The following is a 17,971-nucleotide window of genomic DNA, read 5'->3' as shown; positions in this document are numbered from 1 at the left end:
ACATCGATATAAATCTATCGCCACAGTGTACTATATTGTCTTCCTGCGAAGCCAGGAGAGACTGCGATGATCGAAGCGTCCATTGTGCGACCTCATCGAGCGGAGACCGGCCTCGGTCCGTCCCCTGCGCGCGCCCGGGCACGGGGTGGCCGGCCTGTCCGCACCCTGCCGCGGAGATCGGGATCGTGTCTGCAGGACTGGCCGATCCCTTGGCCGGAGGAGACCGGAATCCTGGCTTTCTCCGTCGAGACGTTGGAGGCGCCGCTCGCGATCGCGCGCTGCGACGCGCTGCTCGTGCAAGTCCGGCTGCAAGCCCAGCCGGCGCCTCGACGGGGCGCCGAGTCCGGTGCGGTCGATGATGATCGGGAATCCGGCAACGTCCTGCTGCAGGATCTGCGGCAGGCGACGTCGGTGGCGCCCCTGCCCGGAGCGGTTCATATCGCCCTGCACAGGACGCTGCTCGGGGAGGTCGCCACGTGCCTTCACGCCGGCGGAACCGATCCCCTCGACGCGTTGACGGCGGCTTGCGGCAAGCGGTTGAGCGATGCGACGATCCACGCTCTCGCGCTCAGCGCCTCGGCGACGCTTCATCGGTCGGATCGCGGGGCGACTCTGTTCCGGAACCAGCTGGGCCGGGCGCTGGCGGCGCATCTGCTCGGAACCTACGCGGCCTTGGCGGATGCCGCCAAGCCCGTGCGCGGCGGGCTCGCACCGTGGCAGCTCAAGCGCGCCCAGGACCTGATGCGCACCACCCTGGCCCAGTCGCTGAGCTTGCCCGTCGTCGCGGCAGCCTGCGGTCTCTCGGCGAGCCATTTCGCCCGCGCCTTCCGGTGCTCGACAGGAACCTCACCTCATGCCTGGCTGGTGCGGCAGCGCCTCGCCCGCGCCAAGGATCTCATGCGCGCGCAGGACCTGGCACTGGCCGACATCGCCCTGTCCTGCGGTTTCGCGGATCAGAGCCACTTCACCCGCGTCTTCGCGCGGGAGGAGCATATGAGCCCGGGCCGTTGGCGCCGGTCCATCGAACAAGAGCCGGGCAGGCCCTGAACCGTGCGGAGGCGGCTCTCGGGGCCCGACCAGTGCCGGGGGCGGTCAGGACACCAAACCTGTGCGACATCCACGAGGCCGGGGGGGCGTCACGGTGTAGGCTCGGCGGCCGGAAGCACCGCGGCCACGCCGCCGAGGAGCATCTGGATCTTCGCCGCGATGATATCCTGGACGCTGCAGCCCGGAGGCAGGCGATAGATGAATTCTCTCACGCCAAGGTAGAATATAGACGCGTGGACAGACCAGACCATCTCGATTTCGATATCGAGCACCGGAACTATCTTGAGAGAAGGTCTGCCGAAATGATCTCTCAGCTCTTCGACGACGGCTTCGAAAATACGGTCTCGAAGGAATTTTAGATATCGCGCATTGAAGTCCAGATTTTTAAGGCCGGCGAACATGAAGAGCCTGATCCATTCCGGTGTCAGGATGACCTTGGCATAACTGACGTAGAATCGCGTCAGGCGATCCGCGATCGGGATGCGGCGGTCGCCGATGAGTTCCTCCCAGAACGGGTCCCAGCGCCCGACGAACACATCCTGGTAGACGCGTTCGATGAGGGCCTCCTTGCTGGGGAAGTAGCGGTACAGCAGCGGCTGGGTGATGCCCAATATCGCGGCGAGCTCGCGTGTCTGGCCTTCGAATCCGCGCTCCGCGAAGAACGCAATCGCAGCGGCGGCAATGCTCTTCTCCCGATCGGCAGGCGGCAACCGCCTGCGGGCAGCCGGTGGCGTATCCGCCGCGGCTCCGCGCGGGCTTGGCGCGGCGGTCAGCGGGCCGGCGAGGCTCGGCTTTGATTTGAGCGAACGGACCATCGCGGTTCGTTATCATAGCGGTTTCCTTGATCAAGCGATAAACAACTTGCCCGACGTTCCGTTCAGTCATTCGGCGTCGACGGCCGCAGCCGCGCTTCGCCGAAGCGAATTTATCGCTTGATAAACAGAGTTGACAAAGCGCCTGCGCCTGCGCACTGTTGATCGATCGATAATCAACAATCCGGCTGGACGCGCCGCGCCGGCGATGGGGCGGACCGCCCGATCAGGGAGGACTCGACGTGGGAGTGACCGGAAGCGGGCGCCTGACGCGGCCCAGGGCTGTCGTGATCGGCGGCTCGATGGCAGGGCTCTTCTCGGCCCTGCTCCTGCGGCGAGCCGGCTGGGAGGTCGACGTCTTCGAGCGCGCTGGACGCGAGCTGTCCGGCCGCGGCGCCGGGATCGTGACCCATGCCGAACTGTTCCGCATCCTCCAGGCCGCCGGGATCGACCGGCAGGCGGCCGAACTCGGCGTGTCGGTGGTCGGACGGCGGGTGCTGGGGGCGGACGGCGCGATTATCGGGGACCTGGCGCTTCCCCAGATCCTGACCTCCTGGGGCCATCTCTACGGACTGCTCCGCGATGCGCTCCCCGCTGCGTGCTACCATCACGGCCGCGCGCTCTCCCGGGTGGAGGCGGGACCGGACGCCGCCACGGCCCATTTCGCGGATGGCTCGTCGGCGACGGGCGATCTCCTGATCGGAGCGGATGGGATCTTCTCCGCGGTGCGCGCCCAGTTCTCACCGGAGGCGGTTCCGAACTACGTCGGCTACATCGCCTGGCGCGGCCTCGTGGACGAAGCCGCCCTGACGCCGGAGACCCGCGAGGCGCTCCTCGACCATTTCGCCTTCGCGTTGCCGGACGGCGAGCAGATGCTGGGCTATCCGGTGGCGGGCGCCGGCAACGCGCTGGCGCGCGGCCAGCGCCGCTTCAACTTCGTGTGGTATCGCCCGGCCGCCGACACGGCCCTGCGCGACCTGCTGACCGACATCGACGGCATCGCCCATCCGCTCTCGATCCCCCCGAGCCGGATCCGGCCGGCGATCGTCGCGGCGATGCGGGCGGATGCAAGACGGCTCCTCGCGCCGCAATTCGCCGAGGTCGTCGAGAAGGCCGAGCAACCGTTCATCCAAGCCATCCAGGACCTCGAAACACCCCGCCTGCAGCTCGCCCGGCGCGTCGTCATCCTGGGCGATGCCGCCTTCGTCGCCCGCCCGCATGTGGGCATGGGCGTGACCAAGGCCGCCTCGGATGCGCAGAGCCTCGTGGATGCGCTCGCGGAACATCCCGATGATCGCGACGCGGCCCTGGCGGCCTTCGAGGCGACCCGCCTCCGCTACGGCGCCGCCGTGATCCGCCGTGCCCGGGAACTCGGCGCCTACATGCAGGCCCAGATCCTCACCCCGGAGGAACGCGCCATGGCCGAGCGCCATCGCCGGCCCGAGGCCGTGATGGCGGAGACCGCCGTCGCCACCGGCATCGCGGCTTGATCCGAGGCCTCAGCAGAGGGGGACGCAGTGAACAGCGCACGCATCTCGAGCCACCCAACCTTCCGCCGGCTGTGCTTCGAGCGGAACTGCCTGGGCCTGTCCCTGGCGGTGGTCATGGCGACCGCCTACTTCGCCTACATCCTCACGGTCGCCTTCCGCCCCGACCTCCTCGGCACACCGATCGAGGACAGGGACGGCGCGATCCTGACCTGGGGCCTCGCCGTCGGCGTCGCGCTCCTCGGCCTGGGCTTCGTGCTCACGCTCATCTACGTGCTCGTCGCCAACACGCGCCTCGACGGCCTCAGCCGGCGCCTGCGGGAGGATCTCCGATGACCGCCGCGCGCGTCCTGCTTGCCGCTGCGGCGGTCCTTCTCGCCGACGGCGCCCGCGCCGACGCCCTGACGGGACCGGTGACGCGCCAGCCGCTCAATCCGATGGCGATCGCGATGTTCCTCGGCTTCGTCGCGGTCACCCTCGTCGTCACGGTCCGGGCCGCGCGCAGCGGCACCAGGACGGCGCGCGACTATTACGCGGCCGGCGGTGGGCTCAGCGGTTTCCAGAACGGGTTGGCCATCGCGGGCGATTACACCTCCGCGGCCACCTTCCTGGGCGTGACGGCGCTGATCTATACGTCGGGCTATGACGGGATGATCTACGCGGTCGGCTTCCTGGTCGGCTTTCCGATGATCCTGTTCCTGATCGCCGAGCCCCTGCGCAATCTCGGTCGCTACACCTTCGCCGACGTGGCGGCCTACAGGCTGTCCGAAGTCCCGGTGCGCCTCGTCGCGGGCCTCAACACCCTCGTCATCGTGCTGTTCTACCTGATCGCCCAGATGGTCGGGGCCGGCAAGCTGATCGAGCTGCTCTTCGGGCTGCCCTACATGGCGGCGGTGGTGCTCGTCGGCGTGCTGATGATGGCCTACGTCGTCTTCGGTGGCATGCGTGCGACGACCTGGGTCCAGATCATCAAGGCAGTCCTGCTGCTTTCGGGATCCGTCCTGATGTCGACGCTGATCCTGGCCCGCTTCGGCTTCAGCCTGGAGCAGCTGTTCGCCCGCGCGGTCGCTCTCCATCCGAAGAAGCTCGCCATCATGGCGCCGGGGGGACTGGTCCGGGATCCGGTCTCGGCGATGTCGCTCGGGCTCGCGCTGATCTTCGGCACGGCCGGGCTGCCGCATATCCTGATGCGCTTCTTCACCGTGGCCGACGCCCGTCAGGCGCGGTTCTCGATCCTCGTCGCCACGGGATTCATCACGATCTTCTACACGCTGCTGTTCGTCCTCGGCTTCGGCGCCATCGCGCTGGTGCAGGGCGACCCCGCCTACGCGGACGCGGCCGGCGGCGTCATCGGCGGCACCAACATGGTCGCGCTTCATCTGGCGGACAAGCTCGGCGGCTCCCTGCTGCTCGGCTTCATCTCGGCGGTGGCCTTCGCGACGATCCTGGCCGTGGTCTCGGGGCTGACGATCGCGGGGGCCTCGGCGGCGAGCCACGATCTCTATGCCCGCGCCCTGCGCCGGGGCCGCGCCACCGAGCGGAGGGAAATCCAGGTCTCGAAGGCCGCCGCAATCGGCATCAGCCTGGTCGCGATGGGGCTCGGCATCCTGTTCGAGAACCAGAACATCGCCTTCATGGTCGGGCTCGTCTTCGCCATCGCGGCGAGCGCGAATTTCCCTGTGATCCTCCTCTCGGTGGCGTGGCGGGACCTGACAACCCGCGGGGCGGTCACGGGATCGCTCGCGGGTCTCACCAGCGCCCTCGTCCTCGTCGCGCTGAGCCCCGGCGTCTGGACCGCGACCCTGAAGCTCGGCGCCGCCCCGTTCCCCTACGACAACCCGGCCCTGTTCTCGATGCCCCTGGCCTTCCTGACCTCCTGGGCGGTGTCGCGGCTGGACCGGAGCGAGGCCGCCGTCTCGGTCCGCGCGGCCTACGCGGCCCAGCACGTGACGGCGCAGACCGGCTTCGACCGGCCCACCGCACCGGCAATCCACTGAACCGACGAGGACACGGATCGTGACGCAGCAGACTTGGACCTGGCCGACGCCCCCGCGCGACTGGCCGCAGGACCTGCGCGAGGATTTCGCCGCCGGGTCCGGACGCGGGCAGGTCGGCAGCCGCCTCGTCTCGGAGACGGACCGCGTCCGGGTCTGGTCGCTCAGCCTGAAGCCGGGCGAGCGGATCGGATTCCACACGCATGTGCTCGACTACTTCTGGACCGCGGTCACGGGAGGGCGCGCCCGCTCGCATTATGCGGATGGCCGGATCAACGAAGTCGCTTATGAGCCGGGCGACACCCAGCATCATACCTTTCCGGCCGGCGCGTTCATGATCCACGACCTCGAGAATATCGGCCCGACCGAACTCAGCTTCACGACCGTCGAGTTCCTCGACAGCGCGAACGCACCGCTTCCCTTGACCGGCCGATGACGTCCGCCTCGGCCGTCCGGCTCAGCGAGGGCAGCCCCGTGACCGACCGGATCGTGTCGCCGCGCACGAAGCTTGCTGTGAACGCCGGTGCGGTCCCGCAGCACGGGAACCGCCTGGGCTCCTCCCGGTCCGGGCACGTTTGGCGTTGCGGGTGACATGCCGGAAGCAACCGTCCACATCGTCGACGACGATCCGGCCCTGCGCAGCGCGCTGACGCGCCTGTGCCGGTCGGCCGGTCTCGCGGCGGTCGCCCATCGGGATCCGACCTCGCTGCCGATCACCCGGACGCGCGAGGCGCCGGAATGCATCCTGCTGGACGTGCGCCTGACCGATCAGAACGGCCTGACGGTCCAGGAGACCCTGCGCGATGCCGGCTGCACCGTCCCGATCATCTTCCTCACCGGATACGGAACCATTCCCATGACCGTGCGGGCCATGCGCGGCGGTGCGGTCGAATTCCTGACCAAGCCGGTCAGCGATACGGTCCTGCTCGAGGCCATCCATCGCGCGCTGGACATGGATGCGGCCACCCTGCGCGCCGGCCGCCTTCAGGACGAGCTGTCCAGGCGTCTCGAAGCCCTGACGGCACGGGAAGGCGACGTGCTGCGCTGTGCGATCGGCGGCCTGATGAACAAGCAGATCGCTGCCGAGCTCGGGATCACGGAGATCACCGCCAAGGTCCACAAGCGCCGCATGATGGAGAAGATGGGGGCCCGCTCGCTCGCGGACCTCGTGCTGATGGCGCATCAACTCGGGATCGAGGCGACGCGGCAGCGTTGATCGGATCGGTCGGTCCCGGTCTTTGCCGGACCCGGCGGGGTGAGGCCGCGATCCGGGCCATCCGTCTCCACCGTTGCCGGCATGAGCCTCATCGCGCTCGCCGCCACATCCCGGCAAGCTGGAGGGCGGTCGCGGCCGCGGCGAGCGACACGCCCAGGCCCGAGACCGCCAGCCAGCCGCCCGCCTGCCAGGCGGCGGTGGCCGCGGCCGAGCCGGCCGCCCCGCCGAGGAACATGGCGCCCATCAGGATCGTGTTGAGACGGCCCCGGGCCTCTGGCCTGAGGGCGAAGATCAGGTGCTGGTTCGAGACGAGCGCGCTCTGCATGCCGAAATCGAGCAGGACCACGCCGATCACCAACCCCGCGAGTGCGTTCCAGCCTCCCAGGACAAGCCAGGAGATCAGGGTCACCACCGCGCCGATCGCCACCACCGCGTGAGGACCCCGCCGGTCCGCGACGCGACCCGCGATCGGGGCGGCGAAGATGCCGACCGCGCCTACGATGCCGAACAGGCCCGCAATATCGGCGCCGAGGCCGAAGCGCGGCTCCTGCAGGCGGAACGCCAGGATCGTCCAGAACACCGTGAAGGCGGCGAAGATCAGCGCCTGGGTCACGGCTGCGAGGCGAAGCGCCGGCAGGTCGCGCCAGAGATGAATGAGCGAGCGCATCAGCGCGCCGTAGGGCAGAGACTGAGCGGGACGGCTCACCGGGAGGCTGACCGCCATCAGCCCTCCGGCTCCCAGGGCCATCGGCACCCCCAGCCAGAACATCGCCCGCCAACCGCCATGGGTCGCCACGAACCCGGCCAGCGTTCGGCTCAGCAGGATCCCGGTGAGGATCCCGGACAGGACCGTGCCGACGGTGGCCCCCCGGCGCTCGGGCGCGGCGAGGTGGGCGGCGAGCGGGACGATCTGCTGTGCGACGGTGGCGGACAGGCCGACCAGTAGCGAGGCCACGACGACCAGCGCGGCGTTGGGCGCCAAGGCCGTGAGGAGGAGCGCGACGGCGAGCATCACGAACTGGCCGACGATGAGCGCACGGCGTTCGACGAGGTCGCCCAGCGGCACCAGCAGGAAAAGTCCCAGCGCGTAGCCGAACTGCGTCGCGGTGGGCACAAGCCCGGTGAGGCCACCGGGCAGATCCGCCTCCATGATGCTCAGCATCGGCTGATTGTAATAGATGTTGGCGACCGCGATGCCGGCTGCGCCCGCCATCGCGAATGTGAGCCCGCGCCGGAGGAGAGCCGGCTCCCGGATCTCCAGAGATTCTTGCGTGATCATCGCCCTCTCCCAACAAGCCCGGCGCGGGTGCTCCCGGCAGGCGGGAGCGGGTGCGCGCCGGCGGAACGCGGTACCGGACGCTCAGCCCACACCCGGATCGAGGAAGCGGTGGATCGCCTGGACCACGACCGACCCCTCCCCGACTCCGGAGGCCACCCGCTTGACCGAGCCCGCGCGCACGTCACCGACCGCGTAGATGCCGGGTGTCGTGGTGGCGAAGGGCGACGACAGGGCCTGCCCGTCCGCATCCTGGCCGGTCGACACGAAGCCGCCCTTGTCGAGCGGCAGGCAGCCGCACAGCCACTCGGTGTTGGGCGCGGCGCCGATCATCACGAACAGAGCGCCGAGCGCGTGCGCCTGAACGTCACCGGTTCTGGTGTCGCGCCACGCGACACGACGCAGGAACGCGTCGCCCGCGAGGGCCGTGACTTCCGTGAACGGGTGCACGGTGATCTTCGGCGACGTGGCGATCCGCCGGACGAGGTAATCCGACATCGTCGCCCGCAGACCGGGCCCGCGCACCAGCACATGGACGTGGGCGGCGGTCGCGGACAGGAACATCGCCGCCTGCCCGGCGGAATTGCCGCCTCCGACGACCGCGACCGCCTGCTGCTCGCACAGCCGCGCCTCCGTCCCGGTCGCCGCGTAATAGATGCCCTGCCCTTCGAACCTTTCGTAATCCGGGAGGTCGAGCTTGCGGTAGCGCGCGCCCGTCGCGACCACGATCGCCCGGGCCCGGACGGACCGACCGTCCTCCAGGGCGATGCGATACGGCCGATCCGTGCAATCGAGGCGGCAGGCGGCCCGCGAGATCGCGAGATGGGCGCCGAATTTCTGCGCCTGGATCTGGGCCCGTCCGGCGAGCGCCTGCCCCGAGATCCCGGTCGGGAAGCCCAGGTAATTCTCGATCTTCGAGGACGTCCCGGCCTGGCCGCCGGGCGCCTCCTGCTCGATCACGATGGTCGAGAGGCCCTCCGAGGCCGCGTAGACCGCGGCAGCGAGGCCGGCAGGCCCCGCCCCCACGACCGCGACGTCGAAGACCCGGTCCTCGTCGAGGGGCTCGGTGAGGCCGATCCGGTCGGCAAGCTCCCAGGTGGACGGATTGCGCAGGACGACCGGGCCGGGCGCGACGACCGAGGGCAGATCGGCCTCGCCAAGTCCGAAGCGGCGCATCATCTCCGGCGCGTCCGCGTCGAGATCGGTGGCGACGGCTCGATGCGGATAGGCGTTGCGCGTCATGAAGCGCTGCAGGCGCAGGGTCTCCGCGCAGTGGCTCGGTCCGATCAGCACCACGCCGCCATGCTGGTGCCGCACGAAGCCCAGGCGGCGCAGGATGAAGGCCCGCATCACGATCTCGGAGAGGTCCGGCTCGGCCGCCAGCATCCGCCGGAACTCCAGGCGCGGGACGCGGATCAGCCGGGTATCCGTCCGGGCCTGGCTGCTGACGAGGGATTCCCGCCCGTTCAGGAAGTTCGTCTCGCCGGTGAACTGCCCCGCATGATGGACCGTGAAGACGTGCCGCTCGCGATCCGGCCCCTCGTCGAACGTCTCCACTTCGCCATCGAGCAGCAGGAAGAAGTCGGCGGCGCGATCGCCGCGCCGGTAGAGGAACGTGCCGGCCGGCACCGTTTCCTCCGTGCCGTACTGGGCGATGCGCGCGATCATGCCCGCGTCGAGGAGCGGGAAGGTCTGAGCCTCCCGCAGATAGGGATCGGTCTGGTCGAGGGGCGAGGACATCGCGGCATCGCCGAGCATCTGGACCATCGGAGATCTCACTTCGTTCAGCGGGCCGGCTTCGGGATCGTCCCGCCGCCGGGAGCATGGGACGGGGGCGGCGCCCCGGCCGCGACGCTCACGGTCGCGGTCAGGCCGGCGGCGAGCGTCACGTCGTCCGGCACGGCATCGAGCGTGACGCGGACCGGGATCCGCTGGGCGAGCCGGACCCAGGTGAAGACGGGATTGACCGAGGGCAGGCCGGCGACGCCGGGTGTCGCATTCGGGTCCATGATGCCGCCGGCGAGGCTCTGGACGCGGCCGTTCAGCACCCGGTCCGGGTAGCCCATCAGCACGATCCGGGCCGCGTCGCCGACCCGGATGCGACGCAGCTGCGTTTCCTCGAAATAGCCCGCGACCCAGTAGCTGTCGGAATTGATGAGCGTCATCGCGGCTTGGCCGGCGATCGCGTAGGTGCCGGCCTGCAGGAGGAGGTTGGTCACGGCGCCGTTGACGGGCGAGCGCACCTCCACGCGCGAGAGGTTGAGTTCGGCGTTCTCCAGATCGGCGACGGCGCCCTGGTAGGCGGCCTCGGCCGCGTCGGCGTTGCTCTGGTAGGTCTGACGCACCTCGGCGCTGACGGCGAGGTCGTCGAGCCTGTTGCGGCGGTCCGCCTCGGCCCGGGCATTGGCGACCTGCGCGGCGGCCCGGGCCACGGCGGCCTGCGCGCGCTTGACCGCGATCCGGTAGTCGCGCGGATCGATCCGGAACAGCACGTCGCCCTTGCGGACCGTCTGGTTGTCGGTGACGAGGACCTCGGTGACCTGGCCGGATATCTCGGCCGCGACCTGCGCCGTGTAGACGCGCACGCTGCCGTCCCGGGTCCAGGGCGTGTCGACGTAATAGGCCCAGGCGAGCCAGGCGAGGAGCCCGGCGCCCGCCAGCACCGTCGCGACCGCGAAGAGGCCGAAGACCGACGGGGCGGCGGGACGGGGCAGCGGCGTCGGCGGCTGCACCCGCGCCGGCGGCGCACTGCCTTGCTGGAGGCTTGGCATCACTCACAGACGCCCGAGCATGAGGACGAGCCCCGACAGGGTCACGGTGAAGCAGGCGAGTTCGGTTAGCGGCGAACGCGACCAAGGCCGGGTCGCCGGGACCCGGCGCAAGGTGACGACGGCGGCGGCGGTCACGCAGACGGCGATCAGCACGCAGGGTGCGAAGGGCGCCACGAAAACCCCCAGGATGTCGATCTCGCGCAGCGGCATCATGGGGCGGTCCTCCAGATCCGCCCGGGGAGCACCACCTCGAAAGCCGCAACCGCGAAGGCGATGCCGACGAAGACCGCCAGGCTCTGGTTCAGCGAGCCGATGAGGTCGTACTGCATCGGGTTCATCGGATCGACCGCGGTCAGGAACGACAGGTTGTAGCCGATCGCCGCCCCGGTCGTGCGCAGATCCGTGACCGCGACCGCGCCGACGAAGAGGAAGGGAAACAGAACGACGGCGAGGATCTCGAAGGCGGCCGGCGTGCCGAGGAGGTAGTACTTCGCGCCCAGCCCGGCGATCTGGCCGACGCCGACGCCCCAGAGATAGGCGCGCGCACGCCGGTCGGAATCCGGCATCGTGGCGAAGATGATCGACACGACCCCCGCGAAGGCGACGAAAAGGCCGCCGGTCGGCCAAGCGGTCGCGATCCAGATCGCCCAGGCGGCCCCGACGACCAGGCTGGTTCGAAGCGCGTTGGCGGCGACCACGTCGGAACTCGGCATCGCCGCGACTGAAGTTGCGGGCGGAGGACCCTGGCCGATCTCGGCAAGCGCGCTCGCCGCGTAGACGCAGCCGATCCCGAGCGAGATCTCGGCACCGCGCGCCAAAGCCGTTCCGAACACCGACAGGGGCGCATCGGAACTCAGGACGACGATCAGGCCCGCGGTCAGGCCGCCCAGGGCGGCCCCGTAGGAGGCGAGACCCGGAAGGCTCCCCCCGACATAGGCGCTGAGCCCGAACCACAGGGCCAGATACAGCCCCAGGGCGCTCGGCGCCTGAGCGAACGCCGCGATCCCGACCACGCCGGCGACGAGCCCCAGCACGGTGCCGATCATCCGCCATGCCCCTTTCCGGGCGACCAGGCCGCGGGTGGGCAAGGCCAGCGACATCACCGTCCAGGCAGCCCAGCGCGGCGTGTCGAGCTGAAGCCACATGGCCAGCCAGAGCGCCGTCAGGGCGGCCAGCGTCGTCCGGATTCCGAACGGCACGCCGGTGGCCGCGAGACGCCTCAGACCGTGGGACAGGTGGTCGATCAAGGAACGCGTCATCGCTGAGGGACGCTCCCGGCCGACGCGGCGTCCGGCCGGGCTTCGGGCTGGTCGGGCGGCGTTGCCCGGCCGAGTCACGGTCAGGCTCCCGGGATCAGAAAGCCCCGCTGGCGCGTCAGCGCCTCGGCCACGGGACGTGGCACCCCCAGGTTGGTCGCCAGCACGTCCGGCGGATTCGAGCCGAGCCAGGCCGAGAGATCGTTGGCCTGGTAATGCCCGTTGTTGAAGCCGACGAGCACCCTGAGGATGCCGGGCCCCGTATTCCGGATGTAGTGTCCCGATCCCATCGGGGCGTAGCCGACATCGCCCGCGTCGAAGGTCTCGACGACGACGTGACCTTCCGCCAGGAACACGGCCATCTCGGCTGAGCCTTCGAGATAATATTGCCATTCGTCGGCGTTCGGGTGCCAGTGCAGCTCCCGCATCGCCCCCGGCTCGATCTCGAGCACGGATCCCGCCATCGTGGTCGAGAGCGGGAATTCGTCGACCGTGACGGTGCGCTGGGTGCCGCCTCCGGGGACGCGCCGCGGTTCCTGGGCGTGGAGCGGGTAGCGGTGACGTGAGGTCAGTTCCGGCCGCGCCCGGGGCGCCGCATCGGGCGACCGGTCATCCGGCACAGGGCCCAGAGCGAAATACGCCTCGCCATGGGGCAAACCGGCTCGATCCGCCGGGCTGAGGCCGAGATTCTGCGCCAAGGCGGCCGCGGGCGTATGCGCCAACCAATCCGTGACGCTGAAGGTGTGATCTTCGGAGAAGTCGCCGTTGTCGAAGATGAGGATGAAGTGGCACTCATCCGGTCCGAGCCCCTGGATCGAGTGCCCCCAGCCGCGGGGGAAATACCAGACGTCGCCGGGGCCGAACGTGTCGATCGCCGAGCCGCCATCGGGGTCCAGGATGGTCGTGCGGCAGGACCCCGAAACGACATAGGCCCATTCGGCAGCGTTGGCGTGCCAGTGCATCTCCCGCATGCCGCCGGGCGCGAGCCGCATGGACACGCCGGCAAGACCCTGACTGGCCGGAAACTGTTTCACCGAGACGCCCCGGGTGACGCCTCCGGGGCCGAGGCGAGGCGGCTGCTCCTCGAGGCGGTAGCGGAACGACAGATCCGTGGTGGTCACCGTGCAATCCTCGTTGCAAGAGAAGCGTTGCGGCCCGAGGGGCGCTCAGAGCGATGCGCCGCGTCACGCCCGACAGCGGTGAAACGGCCGCGCGGTGCCCGGGCGGGTCGGAGGCCCCACGCATCACCGGCGCGCGCCAAAATCCCGGGCTCGACGATCTTTGGTCGTTGTCGGAATTGAAGCCTGGCGAATTCAGTAATATCGCGGGATCGGACCATCTTGAGGCGTGGTGTCGCCTTCGAGATCGATCATGACCGCGTCGACATAGCACCAGCCCCAACCTTCCGGCGGATCGTATCCTTCGATGATGGGATGTTCGGTTGCGTGGAAATGCGCTGTCGCATGGCGCATGGGCGACTGATCACAGCAGCCCACGTGACCGCACGTTCGGCAGACACGCAGGTGAAACCATGCGCTGCCGATCCGGAGACAATCCTCACAGCCGCGCGCACTCGGCGTCACCCTCTGGATGCCTGCAACGTGCCTGCACACTGGCGCCACCCGGCGTCTCCCTGCTTGATCGGCCGCGATGCTGGATCGCGCCGGAGGCGCGTGATCCGCACGCAGCCTCACCCAAGAGACCGCGATCGCACCGACGCATCTTGTCGAAAGCGGCGGCCATTTGGACGATCGGATCGATTCCATCGGCATCGGCATGAGATCGTCAGGTGATGGTGGCCGAGTGACGTGGCACGAATGTTCCAAAAGGATAGGATCCATCAATATTCCTGAATCTGCTTACTTCAGTCCATGTAGCATCCACCTGTGCGTCGCTCCGGAATGCTCGCGGCGCCCACGTGGCCGGACTCCGTCGCCCGGACGGGGCGATCTTCAGGGATCATGGACGATGAAGTCACTTCTCCTCGGCGCCACCATGCTCGTCGGGTTTCTGGTCGCCTCAGCCGCTCCGAGCCTCGCGGCCGGCGATGGCCTGGATCGGGACGCGGCCGCACAGGGCAACGGCCATTTCGCCGGCATGCACCGTGGCGCGCGGATCACCTCGCGGTACGGAGTGATGCGTCCGCGTCGCCACCATCGGCACCACCGTCGCTGAGGCGTTCGGACAGGCCCGCGCCTCGCATGATCCGCGGGATCGCCCCCGAGCTGCGCGGCGGCGCGATCGGGGCGCCCGGCCTTCGGCTCCGGATTGCGGGAGCCGGATGCCGCGCGAAGCGGGATCGGTCGGCATGCCCGACCGCCTGTTCCGGCGCATCGCACGCGTCTCGTCCCTGATCGCCGCTTCGGACGCTTCTGAAGTCCGCGCCCGCCTCCAGCCCGAGGACCCCGATGGCCAAGGCCAAGATCCGCGCCTACACCAATCCTGCCGGCGGCTGGGGCGCGCTGGAGGCGACCGGCAAGGCGCTCGTCGAACAGGAGATTGCGGTGCGCGGAGCGGCGACGCTCCTGCGCATGAACCAGCCCTCGGGCTTCGATTGCCCGGGCTGCGCCTGGCCCGACCCCAAGAAGCCCGGCCCGTTCGAATTCTGCGAGAACGGGGCCAAGGCCATGGCCTGGGAGGCGACCGCCAAGCGCTGCACCCCGGACTTCTTCGCCGCCCACACGGTCTCCGAACTGGCGACGTGGAGCGACTACGACCTGGAGATGGTCGGTCGCATCACGCACCCGATGCGCTACGAGGCGGCCAGCGACAGGTATGTCCCGATCGCCTGGGCGGATGCCTTCGCGCGGATCGGGACGATCCTGCGCGACGGCACGGATCCGGATCAGGTCGAGTTCTACACGTCCGGGCGCGCCTCCAACGAGGCCGCCTTCCTGTTCCAGCTCCTCGGACGGGCCTACGGGACCAACAACTTCCCCGATTGCTCGAACATGTGCCACGAGGCGACCAGTGTGGGTCTCCCGCAGAGCATCGGCGTCGGCAAGGGCACGGTTCTCCTGGAGGATTTCGATCGCGCCGACGCGATCCTGATCTTCGGTCAGAATCCGGGGACCAACAGCCCGCGGATGATGACGAGCCTGCGCGACGCCGCGCGGCGGGGCGCGGCGATCCTGAGCTTCAATCCGTTCCGGGAGCGGGCCTTGGAGCGCTTCCAGGCGCCGCAGAATCCCGTCGAGATGGCGTCGCTGACCTCGACGCCGATCGCTTCGCGCATCTTCCAGGTCCGGGTCGGGGGCGATGCGGCCGCCCTCAAGGGGATCATGAAGGCCTGCATCGCGATGGACGATGCGGCCATCGCCGCCGACACGGGGCGCGTGCTCGATGCGGACTTCATCGCGGGCCACACGCGCGGCTTCGAGGCCCTCGCGGCCGACCTTCGCGCGACACCCTGGGCGGCGATCGAGCGCCGGTCCGGTCTCAGCCGGGCGGACCTCGAATCCGCGGCACGGACCTACGTGGCGGCGGAGAACGCCATCCTGGTCTGGGGGATGGGGATCACCCAGCATCGCCGCGGCACCGAGAATGTCCGCCTGATCAGCAACCTCGCGCTCCTGCGGGGCAATGTCGGGCGGCCGGGCGCGGGCCTGTGCCCGGTGCGCGGGCATTCCAACGTTCAGGGCAACCGAACCGTCGGCATCACCGAGAAGCCGACGCCGGACATGCTCGACCGGATGCGGGACGTCTTCGGCTTCGAGCCGCCCCGGGCCCATGGCCACGACGTGGTCACGGCCCTCGGCGCGATGCTGCGGGGCCAGGCGCGAGCCTTCATCGCCCTCGGCGGAAACTTCGCCGCCGCCGTGCCGGACACCGAAGCCGTCCAGCGGGCGATGCGGACGCTCGACCTGACGGTGGCGATCAACACCAAGCTGAACCGGGGCCAGCTGGTCCACGGCCGGGAAGCCTACATCCTGCCCTGCCTCGCCCGCAGCGAGGTCGACCACCAGGCGACGGGCCCGCAATCGATCACCGTCGAGGACTCGATGTCGATGGTGCATGCCTCGGCCGGCCGCAACCTGCCGGCCTCCGAGCACCTGCTGAGCGAGACCGCGATCGTGGCCGGCATCGCGCGGGCGACGCTCGGACCGGGCTCGGCCGTTCCCTGGGAGGACTTCACCGCGGATTACGACCGGATCCGCGACGCGATCGAGCGCGTCTTCCCGATCTTCCAGGGCTTCAACGCGCGGATCCGCGTGCCCGGCGGCTTCCACCTCACCTCGCTGGCGCGCGAGCGGATCTGGGCGACGCCGTCCGGCCGGGCCGAGTTCGCGGTCTTCGAAGGCCTGGACGAGGACGAATACGCGGGTGACCCCGGTGCGCTCTGGCTCACGACGATGCGCAGCCACGATCAGTACAACACGACGCTCTACAGCCTGTCCGACCGGTACCGGGGCGTCTTCGGCGGCCGCATGGTGGTCTTCCTGAGCGAGGCCGAGATGGCCCGGCAGGGCGTGCGGGCCGGCGACCGCGTCGCCCTCCACACCCTCGCGCAGGACGGAATCGCCCGCTCGGTCGAGGGCTTCCAGGTCGTGCCCTACGCGCTGCCCGACGGGTGCGTCGGCGCCTATTACCCCGAAGCCAATCCCCTGGTCCCCCTCGGCCTGCACGATCCGCAGAGCCACACCCCCTCCTACAAGGCGATTCCGGTCCGGATGCGCCGCCTCGGAACGGGAGCCTGAGCATGGACGCCCTCACGCTCTCCCGGATCCAGTTCGCCTTCACGATCGGCTTCCACATCCTGTGGCCGGCCTTCACGATCGGCATCGCCTCGTTCGTCGCGTTCCTGAGCTTCCGGTGGTGGCGCACGGACGATCCGGTCTACGGCGCACTGATGCGGTTCTGGATCCGCATCTTCGCGCTGGGCTTCGGCATGGGGGTCGTGACCGGGCTGGTCCTCTCCTACCAGATCGGGACGAACTGGAGCGGGTTCTCCCGGGCCGTCAGCAACGTGCTCGGGCCGTTCTTCATGTACGAGGTCATGACCGCCTTCTTCCTGGAGGCGGGCTTCATCGGCATCGTCATCTTCGGCGAGAACCGCGTCGGGCGCGGCGCGCATTTCTTCGCCTGCCTGATGGTCGCCACCGGGACCCTGTTCAGCGCCAGCTGGATCCTGGCCTCCAACAGCTGGATGCAGACGCCGGCGGGCTACACGCTCGATGCCGACGGCCTGTTCCATGTGGCCGATTGGTGGGCGGCGTTCTTCAACCCGTCCTTTCCCTATCGCTTCCTGCACATGGTCTGCGCCAGCTACATCACGGGCAGCTTCGTGGTCGCGGGGGTCTCGGCCTACCACCTCTGGCGGCGCCAGCACGTCGCGGTCGCCCGCAAGGGCTTCTCCCTGGCGATGGGCGCGGCCCTCGTGCTCGTCCCGCTGCAGCTCGTCATCGGCGACGCGCACGGTCGCAACACCATGCGCCACCAGCCAACCAAGCTCGCCGCCATGGAGGGGCTCTGGGAGTCCGGCTCGGGCGTCCCGGCGACGCTGATCGCGTGGCCGGACATGGCAGCCGAGCGCAACCTCTTCGAGATCGCGATCCCGCACGCCGCGAGCCTCTACCTGACGCATAGCTGGAACGGCTACGTGCAGGGGCTCAAGGCCGTCCCGGCCGCCGACCGGCCCTACGTGCCGCTGGTGTTCTTCGCCTTCCGCATCATGGTCGGCGTCGGCCTCGTGCTCCTGATCCTGGCCGTCATCGGAGGCGTGCTCCGCTGGCGCGGCGGCCTGTTCACCACCCGCTGGTTCCAACTCGCCGCCATGGCGGCGACCCCGCTGGGCTTCATCGCGGTGATCGCTGGCTGGACCGTGACCGAGACCGGGCGGCAGCCCTACGTGGTCTACGGACATCTGCGCACGGCCGACGCCGTCGCGCCGCTCGCGCCCGGGGCCGTGCTGACCTCGCTGCTGATGTTCGCGCTGGTCTACAACCTGCTGCTCCTGGCCTTCTTCTGGTACGGCGCGCGCATCGTCATCCGCGGACCGGCCGCGATCGCGGACCTGCATCCGAACGCGGTGCGCCCCGGCCTCGAACAGGCCGGAACCGCGGTCCTGGGCCGGGCGCCCTGCTACACCACGCCGATCGCGGCCGGGGAATGA

The 17,971-nt window shown here is 69.5% G+C and carries 17 protein-coding genes; 9 read left to right on the top strand and 8 right to left on the bottom strand.

Annotated features, from left to right (window positions below):
• Nucleotides 1-66 precede the first annotated feature (66 nt).
• Nucleotides 67-1,047 carry an AraC family transcriptional regulator gene (locus CIW48_RS28750; protein ID WP_149313836.1) on the top strand — a complete coding sequence of 327 codons (981 nt, stop codon included), beginning with the start codon at nucleotides 67-69 and terminating at the stop codon, nucleotides 1,045-1,047.
• An 89-nt stretch (nucleotides 1,048-1,136) separates the two neighbouring features.
• Here the strand turns inward: CIW48_RS28750 and CIW48_RS28745 are convergent, their stop codons facing one another.
• Nucleotides 1,137-1,862, bottom strand: coding sequence for a TetR/AcrR family transcriptional regulator (locus CIW48_RS28745; RefSeq protein WP_149313835.1), 726 nt, complete (start codon nucleotides 1,860-1,862; stop codon nucleotides 1,137-1,139).
• A gap of 239 nt (nucleotides 1,863-2,101) precedes the next feature.
• Here CIW48_RS28745 and CIW48_RS28740 point away from each other — a divergent pair, with 239 nt between their 5' ends.
• The 5 genes from CIW48_RS28740 (at nucleotide 2,102) to CIW48_RS28720 (ending at nucleotide 6,556) form a co-directional block, all read left to right on the top strand.
• Nucleotides 2,102-3,349 carry an FAD binding domain-containing protein gene (locus CIW48_RS28740; protein ID WP_281407400.1) on the top strand — a complete coding sequence of 416 codons (1,248 nt, stop codon included), beginning with the start codon at nucleotides 2,102-2,104 and terminating at the stop codon, nucleotides 3,347-3,349.
• Nucleotides 3,350-3,376: 27 nt separating this feature from the next.
• Nucleotides 3,377-3,682 carry a DUF485 domain-containing protein gene (locus CIW48_RS28735; protein ID WP_149313834.1) on the top strand — a complete coding sequence of 102 codons (306 nt, stop codon included), beginning with the start codon at nucleotides 3,377-3,379 and terminating at the stop codon, nucleotides 3,680-3,682.
• Complete coding sequence (gene actP / locus CIW48_RS28730) at nucleotides 3,679-5,343, top strand: cation/acetate symporter ActP (protein WP_149313833.1); 1,665 nt, start codon at nucleotides 3,679-3,681, stop codon at nucleotides 5,341-5,343. Before CIW48_RS28735 ends, actP begins: the two co-directional genes overlap by 4 nt.
• A gap of 73 nt (nucleotides 5,344-5,416) precedes the next feature.
• Nucleotides 5,417-5,776 carry a hypothetical protein gene (locus CIW48_RS28725; RefSeq protein WP_246695464.1) on the top strand — a complete coding sequence of 120 codons (360 nt, stop codon included), beginning with the start codon at nucleotides 5,417-5,419 and terminating at the stop codon, nucleotides 5,774-5,776.
• Between the two features lie 156 nt (nucleotides 5,777-5,932).
• Entirely contained in the window at nucleotides 5,933-6,556 is a 624-nt protein-coding gene (locus tag CIW48_RS28720; protein ID WP_149313831.1) for a response regulator, read from the top strand.
• An 88-nt stretch (nucleotides 6,557-6,644) separates the two neighbouring features.
• Here the strand turns inward: CIW48_RS28720 and CIW48_RS28715 are convergent, their stop codons facing one another.
• The 7 genes from CIW48_RS28715 to CIW48_RS28685 all read right to left on the bottom strand — a co-directional run bounded on the left by CIW48_RS28715 (nucleotide 6,645) and on the right by CIW48_RS28685 (nucleotide 13,481).
• Nucleotides 6,645-7,835 carry an MFS transporter gene (locus tag CIW48_RS28715; RefSeq protein WP_197739393.1) on the bottom strand — a complete coding sequence of 397 codons (1,191 nt, stop codon included), beginning with the start codon at nucleotides 7,833-7,835 and terminating at the stop codon, nucleotides 6,645-6,647.
• A gap of 81 nt (nucleotides 7,836-7,916) precedes the next feature.
• Nucleotides 7,917-9,599: an FAD-dependent oxidoreductase gene (locus CIW48_RS28710; protein WP_246695462.1), complete on the bottom strand. Its 1,683-nt coding sequence runs from the start codon at nucleotides 9,597-9,599 to the stop codon at nucleotides 7,917-7,919.
• A 17-nt stretch (nucleotides 9,600-9,616) separates the two neighbouring features.
• Nucleotides 9,617-10,603, bottom strand: a complete 987-nt coding sequence (locus tag CIW48_RS28705) for an HlyD family secretion protein (RefSeq protein WP_149313830.1) — start codon at nucleotides 10,601-10,603, stop codon at nucleotides 9,617-9,619.
• Nucleotides 10,604-10,606: 3 nt separating this feature from the next.
• Nucleotides 10,607-10,816, bottom strand: a complete 210-nt coding sequence (locus CIW48_RS28700; RefSeq protein ID WP_149313829.1) for a DUF1656 domain-containing protein — start codon at nucleotides 10,814-10,816, stop codon at nucleotides 10,607-10,609.
• Nucleotides 10,813-11,862, bottom strand: coding sequence for an FUSC family protein (locus CIW48_RS28695; protein ID WP_149313828.1), 1,050 nt, complete (start codon nucleotides 11,860-11,862; stop codon nucleotides 10,813-10,815). Before CIW48_RS28695 ends, CIW48_RS28700 begins: the two co-directional genes overlap by 4 nt.
• A gap of 80 nt (nucleotides 11,863-11,942) precedes the next feature.
• Nucleotides 11,943-12,980 (bottom strand): cupin domain-containing protein, encoded by a 1,038-nt coding sequence (locus tag CIW48_RS28690; protein ID WP_149313827.1) that lies wholly within the window; start codon nucleotides 12,978-12,980, stop codon nucleotides 11,943-11,945.
• A gap of 192 nt (nucleotides 12,981-13,172) precedes the next feature.
• Nucleotides 13,173-13,481 carry a UBP-type zinc finger domain-containing protein gene (locus tag CIW48_RS28685; RefSeq protein WP_173009433.1) on the bottom strand — a complete coding sequence of 103 codons (309 nt, stop codon included), beginning with the start codon at nucleotides 13,479-13,481 and terminating at the stop codon, nucleotides 13,173-13,175.
• Nucleotides 13,482-13,827: 346 nt separating this feature from the next.
• On the opposite strand from CIW48_RS28685, the gene CIW48_RS28680 reads away from it, so the two are divergent.
• From CIW48_RS28680 to CIW48_RS28670, 3 genes are all read left to right on the top strand, one after another.
• Nucleotides 13,828-14,034: a hypothetical protein gene (locus CIW48_RS28680; RefSeq protein WP_149313826.1), complete on the top strand. Its 207-nt coding sequence runs from the start codon at nucleotides 13,828-13,830 to the stop codon at nucleotides 14,032-14,034.
• Between the two features lie 233 nt (nucleotides 14,035-14,267).
• Nucleotides 14,268-16,556: an FdhF/YdeP family oxidoreductase gene (locus tag CIW48_RS28675; protein WP_149313825.1), complete on the top strand. Its 2,289-nt coding sequence runs from the start codon at nucleotides 14,268-14,270 to the stop codon at nucleotides 16,554-16,556.
• Nucleotides 16,557-16,558: 2 nt separating this feature from the next.
• Nucleotides 16,559-17,971, top strand: coding sequence for a cytochrome ubiquinol oxidase subunit I (locus tag CIW48_RS28670; RefSeq protein ID WP_149313824.1), 1,413 nt, complete (start codon nucleotides 16,559-16,561; stop codon nucleotides 17,969-17,971).

The organism is Methylobacterium sp. P1-11 (assembly GCF_008329595.1).
Taxonomy (GTDB): Bacteria; Pseudomonadota; Alphaproteobacteria; order Rhizobiales; family Beijerinckiaceae; genus Methylobacterium.
The sequence above is the reverse complement of the archived record's forward strand: the minus strand, read 5'-3'. Positions and strand labels throughout refer to the sequence as shown.